This is a genomic window from Luteibacter sp. P4_D7_3, assembly GCF_056401735.1.
The window spans coordinates 1-9,177 of record NZ_JBFUIT010000148.1; the positions used below are offsets into that span (position 1 = coordinate 1).

The following is a 9,177-nucleotide window of genomic DNA, read 5'->3' on the forward strand; positions in this document are numbered from 1 at the left end:
ATCGTATACGTGGTGGATGCCGCACCGGCCCAGCCGTATTGCCCGACCGAGCCGAGCTGCCCGCGGCGGGCGGGGTCGATCACCACATAGCCGCCGATGCCGAAACCCTCGCCGGCACTGAACTGGGTCACCGGCGGGTCGAGCATGCCCAGGTGGTTGCGCATCATCAGCTCGACGGTCTTGCGCGCGAGAAGCACGTGCCCGGCGGAACGGCCACCGTCGAGCAACATCTGTGCGAAGTGGCCGTAATCGTCCGCTGTGGAATACAGGCCACCCGCTCCGCTCATATAGCGATTCAGCGGCTCGCCGGGGTGGGTGGCGCTCGGGCCGTCGGCGATCGCCAGATGGCCGTCGTCAGCCATGCGGGTGATGTCGACCACACGACCGCGACGGTCGACGGGCACGCTGAAGCCCGTGTCGCGCATACCTAGCGGGGTGAAGATTCGCTCTTGCAGGAAGTCGGCGAACGGTCGCTTGGAAACGACTTCAACGACACGCGCCACCAGCTCGAGCGAGGCACCGTCGTAACCGAACCGGGTACCGGGGTCAGCCGCCAGTGGCACGTGGCTCATTCGTTCGGCGAATCCAGCAAGGTCGTTCGCGCCGTGGGGATCGATGCTTTCCATCAACGCTACGGCCTCGCGCTCGCCCTCCAGGCCTGCCGGGTAACCCGACGTGTGAGTGAGGAGGTCATGCAGGGTGAGCTTGCGAGATGCCGCTCGCAGGGTCGGTGCCGCGGCCGTACCGCCCGTCATCACCTGCGGATGCTCGAAACCAGGCAGGAGCTCGGCAAGCGGCGTGTCCAGCGACACCTTGCCCTCCTCCACCAGCATCATGACCGCCACGGATGTAACGGTCTTGGTCATCGAGTAGATGCGGAAGATGGCATCGCGCCGCATGGGCCGCTTGCGCGCGAGATCTTCGTAGCCATACGTGCCCACGTCGACGATGCGGCCATTGTGGGCAATCAGCGTAACGCCGCCGAGGTATCCGTCCGTCCCCGTGGCATCGCGCATGAACGCATGCAGACGGTCCAGCCCGTCCCTCGGCCACGCATCCGCCGCGAGGGCCGCCGAAGCGCATAGCAGCAGTCCCAGGCACAGCGAAGCCGCGCGCAAGGCGCGGCTTCGCCAGAGCGATCGCTCCGTCACAGCGTGATCGTATAGGTCAGCGACGTGACGCGGCCACGGCCCGACCAGTAGTTCTGGTAGCCCGCCAGCTGCGACCAGCTGAGGATGTACTGCTTGTCGAGCAGGTTCTCCACGCCGAGCGACAGCTTGCCGTAGCGTTCCAGGTCGTAATTCACACCCAGGTCGAACAGCGTGTATCCGTGGGTCTGCTCGCTGTAGCTAAACGTCGCCCCGTCATAGGCGCGCGTATCGCTTCCCGATACGTGCCGGCCGAACAGCGAGGTGGCACCGAGCGTCGCGTCGCCGTGCGCCGAATAGTTCCAGGTGACGGCGTAGGCCAGCTTGTCCGGATTGATGTCGAGCACGCCCAGCGGCTTGCTGAGCGAGCCGGCGCCGTAGTTTCCGGCCGGATCCGACGACCAGAAGGCCGTCTTGCCCGTGATGTGCGAATAGATCGCGGTCGCCTTCCACTCCGGGTTGAAACGCCACTCGCCGGTCAGCTCAGTACCCTCGATACGCACGGGGGCACGCGAGAGGATGAAGTCGCTGGTATTCGGATCGATCGCCAGCGACGAGCCGAACGGGGACTTCGAGATGTAGTGCGTGGCTCCGAAGGCGCCCCGGTCGCCACGCCAGTTGAAGCCGAATTCGTTGTTTTTGTAGATGATCGCATTGAGGTCGCTGATCCTGCTCACCGACTGGCCCGGCACGCTGATGTTACGCAGCGGGATACCGATATTGGGAAGCGTGAAGCCTTCGCTGTAGGAAGCGAAGGCGGACCACTCGTCGTTGAAGCGCCAGATGCCCCCGATGTTACGAAGGTTTTCCTTGTACGACAGCTTGCCGCCCTGTACGAACACGCGGTTGCGGTAGTACGTGGTGGTGTAGCTGTCGACCGTAAGGCGATCGCTCTCGCGACGGTAACCGCCGCTGATCGTGAACGGGCCAATGTCGTACGACAGCTGCGCATACGGCGCGACACTGTTGTAGATCATCGGCGGAACCCAGAGCCGATCGGTCAGGGCCAGGCGCTGCTGCGCCTCGTCGCGGGCCACGTCCACACCCGTATGCAGTTCCAGTCCCGTGACCAGGAAGTCCGGCCGCGTCCACGAGGTACGGATGCCACGCTTCTTGGCGGTGATCTCGGACTGGTCGAACAAGGTGTTCAGCGGCGCGATCAGGGGATCCTGCTTGTCCTCGGTGTTCTCCGGCAGGTAACGCATGGCCTGGTCGGCCTTGTACACGTTGATGTCGAGGGCGCCACCGAAGAGGTTCTTGTTGGTGTATTCGGCGCTGTATTGCTTGAAGTCATTGAAAGCATCCCTCGATCCGTCGATGTGACCGCGCTCGGACGTATTCGTACGCGGCGTTGCACACGGCGGATCGTCCGTCGGGCCACGGCAGCCGAGTACCTGGATGTAGTCACCCTTACCGGTGATCTTGAACTTGCTGAAGGTCGCCTGGAGGCGCTGATCATCGCCCTCGCCGAAGTTGTAGCCAAGCTTGGCGAACAGGTTGCTCGAGGTGGAGTCGGCCAGCGAGCCGGAGGTGTTCAGGCCAATGCGGCGCCCGTTACCGTCGTAGGTCATGCCGCGGTCGATATACGAACCGGCGAGCAGTACGTCGTAGCTGGCTTCCTTACGGGCGAAGGTCACGCCGGTCTTCCAGCTGCCGCTGTCCGACTTACCTTGCGTCTGGTAGCGCGTGGTGATGGTGGTCTCRTTGCCTTCCTTGGTCGGCGTCTTCGAGAGGTAGTTGATGATGCCGCCCGCTGCGCCGATGCCTTCCGAGGCCGACGGGCCGTTAATGACTTCGATGCGGCCGACGATGCCCATGTCGGTAAAGGTGCCGTTGCGGGTGCCTTCACGCAGCGRCGAGCCCTGGGGCACACCGTCGAACAGGCGCAGCGGAATACGCCCACGAAGGGTTTCGCCGGTGTTGCTCATGGCCTGGGAAGACTCCGCATAGCCCGGCACCGAGCGCGCCAGCACAGCCGTCGCGTCCTCGGTCACCAACAGCGTATGGGCGATCTCTTCCTTGTTGACCAYGGTGACCGCGCCGGGAATCTCGTCAATCGCCTTGGGCGTGCGCACACCGGTGACGATGACCTGGTCGAGGTTCACCGGCTGGTCGTTGTTCTTGTCGTCTTTCTTCTTCGCAGCCTTCGGGGCGTTCGGCGCGTCTGTCTGCGAAGTCGCCTCCTGCGCGTGGGCGCTGGTTGCGAAGAAGGAGACCAGCAGGATGCTGCCGATCGCGGCGGAAAGTGGTTTGATCATATCGGGTCCGTGTTGCCGTTGGATCGATCGCCCAAGCGGGCGGGTGCGGCGTGCCCCTGTGACGGCGCGCCCGGGCAAAGAAACTGTCTGCTGCGTTGGCTACGCCCTCCCCGGCGCGCCACTGACCTTCGTCTCGGTGATGGTGAGCCTATGCGCTTAGCGCATGGCAAGAAACCGCGGACGGGTATGTTCAGAGACTAGTTTTTGTTGCTTACGAACGAAGGAAAACTATGCGGCGACGCAACATGCACGACACATTCGCGGTCACCGCGACTGCATGGCCGCCATCGCCTTTCGGCTCTCCTGAAGCAGTACGGTGACCAACCGTACGCGCACGCTCGAGCGTGACCAGACGATGCCGATGCGACGTGGTTCGGACGGGTTTGGCAACGGCATGCGAACCAGATCCAGGCCTTCCGGCCAGGGCTTCGCCCAGTCAGGAACCAGCGAGACGCCGAGACCGCGGTCGACCATGACGGCGATTGCATTGAGCGCATTGAGCTCGAAACGCTCGCGCGGCACGATGCCATTCGCACGGAGGTAATCGTCGGCTTGCCGCCCGCCCCACTGATTGCGGTCGTAACGGATGAGCGGCTCGGTGGCGAGCAGCTCGTGCGGGTCGCGCCCCGCCAGCGCGCGTGGCGCGAGCACGATCAGCGGCTCCTCACGCAGCAGTTGCCACTCGCAGGTCTTGGGCAATGGGAACGGTGCCTGCAGCACAACAGCGGCATCGAGGTCGCCCTTCTCGACGTCGTTGTAGAGATCGACCGAGTAGCCAGGCTTGATGAAGACGTTGATGCGCGGGAAAGTCTCGACCATGCGCGCGAGCACGTCGGGAAGCATGCCTGCCAGGGCGGTGGGACAGGCGCCGAGCCTCAGTTCCCCCGACACCCCACTCTCGTTGGCGACGCTGCGCAGGTCGGCCACGTTACGCAACACATCGCGCGAACGCTGCAGGATCCTCGATCCTTCTTCCGTGACGCTCACCGTGCGGCCGACGCGCGCGATCAGGGTCGTGCCAATCTCGCGTTCAAGCGTGCGTATTTGCTGCGCCACAGCAGCCGGCGTGATATTGAGCAGTCGCGCCGCCGCTGCCATCGACCCATGGTCGGCAACGGTGATGAAGGTATTGAGGAACTGGGTTTCCACGTCATCTCACTGGCGGTCGGCGGGGAGCGCCATGGTAGGTCATTCGCCGTCGCGATCGCGATGAATTGTCAGGCCGCGCAGCGAACGCGTCGGCGCCGGGAAGAACAGGCTGGCGATATAGCCGATGACAATGCAAAGGCAGATCGAGATCGCCAGATAGAAATACGGATGGACCAACTTGAAGATCCAGGCGATGAAGGTCAGTGCCGTACTCGACGCGATACCTATCGCCACGCCAKGCGAGTTTGCTCTGCGGGTGAACATCCCCAGCGTATAGGCACCGGCGAAACCGCCGCCGAGCAAGCCGGCCAGTTCGATCGACACGTCGAACAGCGAATGCACGTCGAACCGCGACAGCAGCAGCGCCAGGCCGATGCCGACCAGTCCGACGACGACCGTCGTCACCTCGGCGAATATCACGCTCTGTTTGGGGGTGCGGTTCTTCACCAACCGATCGTAGAAGTCCACCGAAACCAGGGTTGCCACGCTGTTCATGATGCCCGATAGCGTTGCCATCGCCGCGGCGAAGATGCCTGCCACGATAAGCCCGGTCACGCCCATCGGCAGTTCGGCCGCGATGAACAGTGGGAACGTGGCGTCGATCGGCAGCATTGGGTTCATCCGCTCCGGATGCGCCTTGTAGAACACGAACAGCGCCGTGCCGATCATGTAAAAGACCAGCCCACCCGGGATCATGATGGCCGCGAACGCCCAGATCGAGCGACCGGCTTCCTTCGCCGACGGCGTGGACAAGGTGCGTTGCATGAGCACCTGGTCCTTCGGGAAGGTCAGCACCACGTCGAACAGCACGAGGAAAAGGAAGCCCCAGACCGTTGCCTTGGTCAGATCGAAGCTGAAGTCCAGCAGGTGCATCTTGCGATCGGCCATCGCCGTGCCGAGGAACTCGCCGAACCCACCGTGCAAATGCCAGATGATGAACCCGATGGCGAAGATCGCGCCACCCATCTTCACGATCACCTGCACCACATCTGTCCAGATCACCGCCTTCATCCCGCCCATGGCGGTGTAGATGATGGTGAAACCTCCCATAAGGATCACGCTCAGCGTCGTACTGATCCCGGTGATCGTGGCGATGGCGAGCGCCGGCAGGAACAGAATCACGCTCATACGGCTGCCGAGCTGGGTGAGGATGGCCAGAGCGCTGGCAATCATGCGGATGGCCGGATGGAAGCGCGTTTCCAGATACGAGAACACCGACATCAGGTCCAGCCGGCGCAGCAGCGGAACAATCCACACGGCGACGAACATCAGGCCGAACACGGCGATGAGGTTGTTCGTCATGTACTGCCAGTTGCTCTCGAAGGCCTTAGCGGGAATTGCGATGAAGCTGATCGAGCTGGTGTTCGCCGCATACAGGCTCACACCCGCGGCCCAGAACGGAATGCTGCGGCCGCCGACGAAGAAGTTCGCGGTCGAGTTGCGCTTCTCACGAAGGTAGAAGTAAAGACCGATGCCGATCATGCCGCCGAGGTAGACGACGATCACCAGCCAGTCGAGCCAGCGCAACAGCAGTTTGCTCGACTGTACCTGGGCGGAGGCGACCGTCGTTCTCGCACCATCCGTGGACGACCAGACGAAGCCGTCTTTCCAGGTAGCTGCCGAGGTCACCCCTGCGAACTGAACGCCCGGCAGAACCGCCCAGGCGCGCGTCACCACCTGGAAGGTCAATGCGCGAGCCGCCGTGGTATCGCCGACGAGGTAGGCCACGTTCGCCTGTCCCATCGGGCGTGCCATGCCCGGAAGAATGGGGGCCGGCGCAGTGGCACGCTCGCTCCAGCCGCCATCGGGCAACCAGCGCCATACCGTATTGCCGACGGTGACAAAGACGCCTGCGCCCTGGACAACGAGCGTCGACGGCGCAGCGCCGGGCGGTAGGTCGGCCAGCTTTGTCCAGGCGGGTCGAACGGTGCCGGGCTCAAGGCGCAGCAGTGTCGATGCGCCGTTCTCGATACCAGCGACGTAGATGGCACTGTCGGTTGATGCGGCGCGCGCGCCGACGATAGGACCCGGAAAGGGCGGCAGGGGCGTCAGGACCAGACCCGTCGCGTCCAGCGACAGGCGCGCGACAGAGGTGGCAGTCGAGTCGTCGTCACCCAACAAGATGTAGCCACGCGAAGCATCGCCGAACAATGCCGACAGCGCTTTCGGCGCGACGCCCGCGGACCAGACCAAGGAGCGCCAGCTGCCCTGCCCTTCATCGAGGATCCAGGCGCGATCGTCGACCACGGCGACGAGCCGGCCATCCACAGCTGTGAAGCCATGCACGGTTCCCACCATGGGTAGCGAAGGCAGTGCGCTGCCACGCAAGGGGGTGAGTGCGTCGGCATGTGCCATGCCTGAGGCAAGCAAGCAAAGGAGCAGGAAGGCGCGGCAAACGCGGAGGGTGACGCGCATCGTCGGCAGACGCATCACCCTGCCGATGCCAGCAGCGCCTGCGCGCGCTTGAGGAACGGCAGGTCGATCATCCGCCCGTCGACGACGAAGGCACCGTGACCCACACGCCCCGCTTCGACCGAAGCGGCAACAATACGACGTGCCAGCGCGATCTCGTCGGACGACGGCGCAAACACCGTATTGGCAAGGGCCACCTGCCGCGGATGGATGCAGCTTTTACCGACGAAGCCGAGTCGACGCGCCATGCGCGCTTCGGCCTCATAGCCCGCCACATCGTCGATCGCGGCAAAGGCGGCATCGATCGCGAACACGCCTGCCGCCGCCGAAGCGATTTTCACGGCGAACATCGCAGCGTGTACCGCCGCGACATCGGCGCGGTCGATACTGTGCGGCTCGAAAAGATCCGCCAGCCCCAGCTGGAGGCCGGCGACCCGGGGATGCGCCGCGGCGATCGCGGCCGCCTGGTCGAGCGCCCTGGGTGTTTCGATGTTGATCAGCAGCCCGACCGATCCATCCAGGCCGCGCTCCGCCTCGACGTGCTCCAGCGTTGCGATGACGGCAAGCAAGGCCTGCGGCGATTCCACCTTGGGCACATTGAGCAGGGTCAGTCCGGGCGTCAGCACCGCCGCAAGGTCGTCTTCGAACCATTCGGTGTCCGGGGCATTCACCCGCACGATGATCGCCTTGGCGGCGTTGCGGACAGCGTTCGAGGCGACGAAGGCGGACACATCGGCACGGGCCCCGGCCTTCACCGCGGCAGGTACCGAATCTTCCAGATCGAACGACAAGGCGTCGGCCGGACCGGCCAGCGCCTTGGCGAACAGTTCCGGACGCCCCCCGGGCACGAATAACTTGCTGCGCATACCTTCCCCCGCCACCCAAGGCGCACCGATAGTCGTGGATTCTGGCCCATCGCACCGAAGCAATCGAGCCGGGATCCGACGTTCAATCGATACTTTTCCTATGTTCCCGGCGCGGGCCTGTACCGCCAATCCACCGGCGAAGCTGCTTCTACTCGACGAGCCGGGCAACCAATCGGACCTTAGTCGCTGGGCTGCTTGGCCAGGCGAATATCGACCTGCGCTTCGTCGACCTTATAGGTCTTCAGGATCGCATCGACTTCCTTGAAGTCGATCCTCAGCTTTTCCGGCGACAACCACGTCGCGTGAGGTTTGTCGCGAAACGCAGAGGGGATGTATTCGAACACAGGAATGCGCCGGGTCTCGCCACGTTTGACGAGGTAAAGCAGGACCTCGTCCGAATGAGCAAAGTCGTCGCAGCCGGTTTCGTCCGAACGAAGCACGTAGTCGGACGTGCCGGAAGCCGGGATGTCGAGAAGGTTATGAACGCAGTCCTCCGACGCGAGACCATCATAGGAACACGCGTACATACCTACGCAGCCGAACACGACGACACATCGCAACGCGGGCCTTCTCCACAATCTCGAGCCAACCGAAAGATGATGACGTCCGGGGCGGATTAACGTAGTAGATACGGACACTCGGCATATCGACATCGTAAGACTTCGGAATCCTGGGGCCGGCCGAAGGTACGTCCGCCTGTCCCGGGTGGTCAACGGGAATTTTTCACCCCGGCGTCCGTTGCTATAATCGGTGCCCTGCTCCCGCCCATGAGGTGTTCGTCCCATGCGCCAGTGATGCTCCGTCCTGAGTGACGGCAAGACTCGCCAGCCCCTGCCTGCAGGGGGAGTTTTCTGCATCCCTGGAATTTGCATGACGAACCCAAACCTGACCCTTCAAGGGGTCACCTGCCTGCTGCCCGATGGCCGCCGGCTATTCTCCGATCTCGACGAAACCTTCGACGTGCGGCACACCGGCCTCGTGGGCCGTAACGGTGTGGGCAAGAGCATCCTTGCCCGCGTGCTCGCCGGCTTGTGGTTGCCGTCCTCGGGTCGCCTGCTCGCGCACGGAACGACGCACTACCTCGCTCAGGAACCGGCCCGTGACGCCGGTGCGACCGTTGCTTCGGCGGCCGGCGTGGAAGAGGTACTCGACGCACTCGCCCGCATCGAAGCGGGAAACATCGACCCGCGCGACTACGAGATCGTCGGATCACGCTGGACGATCCGCCAGAGCCTCGAACAGGCACTTCACGCGCAGGGCCTGGACTATCTCCACGCGGATGTACCGATGCAGCGGCTGAGCGGCGGCGAGGCAGCGCGAGTCGCCTTCGCCGGCGCTCTGATC

The 9,177-nt window shown here is 63.7% G+C and carries 7 protein-coding genes; 1 reads left to right on the top strand and 6 read right to left on the bottom strand.

What is annotated here, in order from left to right:
- The 6 genes from AC1DSN_RS13430 to AC1DSN_RS13455 form a co-directional block, all read right to left on the bottom strand.
- A partial coding sequence (locus AC1DSN_RS13430; protein WP_477331098.1) for a serine hydrolase domain-containing protein occupies nucleotides 1-1,151 on the bottom strand: 1,151 nt, incomplete at its 3' end.
- On the bottom strand, nucleotides 1,148-3,406 hold the full coding sequence (locus AC1DSN_RS13435) for a TonB-dependent receptor (RefSeq protein WP_477331100.1): 2,259 nt from the start codon (nucleotides 3,404-3,406) through the stop codon (nucleotides 1,148-1,150). The genes AC1DSN_RS13435 and AC1DSN_RS13430, both read right to left, overlap by 4 nt.
- A gap of 264 nt (nucleotides 3,407-3,670) precedes the next feature.
- Nucleotides 3,671-4,555: a LysR family transcriptional regulator gene (locus AC1DSN_RS13440; RefSeq protein WP_477294143.1), complete on the bottom strand. Its 885-nt coding sequence runs from the start codon at nucleotides 4,553-4,555 to the stop codon at nucleotides 3,671-3,673.
- Between the two features lie 39 nt (nucleotides 4,556-4,594).
- Nucleotides 4,595-6,985, bottom strand: coding sequence for a sodium:solute symporter family transporter (locus AC1DSN_RS13445; protein ID WP_477331102.1), 2,391 nt, complete (start codon nucleotides 6,983-6,985; stop codon nucleotides 4,595-4,597).
- Nucleotides 6,985-7,833: an HpcH/HpaI aldolase/citrate lyase family protein gene (locus tag AC1DSN_RS13450; RefSeq protein ID WP_477294147.1), complete on the bottom strand. Its 849-nt coding sequence runs from the start codon at nucleotides 7,831-7,833 to the stop codon at nucleotides 6,985-6,987. Before AC1DSN_RS13450 ends, AC1DSN_RS13445 begins: the two co-directional genes overlap by 1 nt.
- A gap of 179 nt (nucleotides 7,834-8,012) precedes the next feature.
- Nucleotides 8,013-8,360, bottom strand: coding sequence for a hypothetical protein (locus AC1DSN_RS13455; protein WP_477294149.1), 348 nt, complete (start codon nucleotides 8,358-8,360; stop codon nucleotides 8,013-8,015).
- Between the two features lie 343 nt (nucleotides 8,361-8,703).
- On the opposite strand from AC1DSN_RS13455, the gene AC1DSN_RS13460 reads away from it, so the two are divergent.
- The coding region (locus tag AC1DSN_RS13460; protein WP_477331104.1) for an ATP-binding cassette domain-containing protein at nucleotides 8,704-9,177 on the top strand (474 nt) is incomplete at its 3' end.

Coding starts and splice junctions, on each gene's coding strand:
- AC1DSN_RS13455 (WP_477294149.1), bottom strand. CDS start 8,360: ATGTACGCGTGTTCCTATGATGGTCTCGCGTCGGAGGACTGCGTTCAT.
- AC1DSN_RS13450 (WP_477294147.1), bottom strand. CDS start 7,833: ATGCGCAGCAAGTTATTCGTGCCCGGGGGGCGTCCGGAACTGTTCGCC.